Below are 795 nucleotides of genomic sequence, written 5' to 3' on the forward strand. Positions count from 1 at the left end.
CCGTGCTCGTGGATATAGCGGTTGGCCTTCATCCCGAAAAACTTGGTGGTGACGAACTGGCCATTTTCTCCGTACCAGGCGGGAAGTGCCAGCTTGGCCGGGTCGTCGGTGAACGCGCCGCGCGGGTGCTTGTCCATGCCGACGGCGATGCCGATGTCGTATTTGCCCAGCCGGATGGTGTCTACGCACAGTTGGGTGGCGCTAGCGGCGGTGGCGCAAGCGTTGAACACGTCGATGAAGGGAATGCCGGTGAGCCCCACCAACCGGGTCACTGCATCCGGATTGGACACCTCATGGCTGCCACCAACCCCGAACTGGATGTCCTGCCAGTCCAGGCACGCGTCGTCCAGGGCAGCCTGAATCGCCTCGGCGCCCATCTCCATCGCGGACTTGCCATCGAACCGGCCGAACGGATGCAAGCCCACACCGATGATGGCGACGTCATTCATGTCAGGACTCCTTTTTGCCTTAGACCGGCTGAAAGGCGAATGTCACGATCGCGTTGCCCTCCTCGTCGGTGGTGACCGGCATCGGGAGTCCGCGGGGGAAATCTTGCGTCGTCCACGCCACCAGCATTCCACGATGCGCCAGCAGCAGATCGGACATATCCGCCCCGCTGCAATTTCGGACAGCGCGGCTGTATGGGAACATAGCAGCACCGCAATCGCCGCAACGGCTGCTGATCAGCTGCGGATTGTCCCTGGGCCAAGTCGAGACATCGCGGCGCGTGCATCCAGGGAAGTTGCGTCCAGGGAAGTGGTGTACGAGCCGGTGAGGTCGGCGGGCGTGTCGTAG

At 62.8% G+C, this 795-nt stretch carries 1 protein-coding gene and 1 pseudogene; both read right to left on the reverse strand.

The genetic code is table 11. The annotated features are described in order from the left end of the window. Positions 1-449 (reverse strand): annotated as a pseudogene (locus F6Q13_RS17645) (thiolase family protein); the annotation flags it as partial. 19 nt (positions 450-468) lie between these two features. After that, positions 469-606, reverse strand: coding sequence for a hypothetical protein (locus F6Q13_RS20345; protein WP_367141358.1), 138 nt, complete (start codon positions 604-606; stop codon positions 469-471). Positions 607-795: the final 189 nt, after the last annotated feature.

It is taken from the genome of Mycobacterium sp. (assembly GCF_008709575.1).
Lineage (GTDB): Bacteria > Actinomycetota > Actinomycetes > Mycobacteriales > Mycobacteriaceae > Mycobacterium.

Excerpts from the sequence above, each read along its gene's own strand:
- F6Q13_RS20345 (WP_367141358.1), bottom strand. The coding sequence starts at position 606 with ATGTCCGATCTGCTGCTGGCGCATCGTGGAATGCTGGTGGCGTGGACG.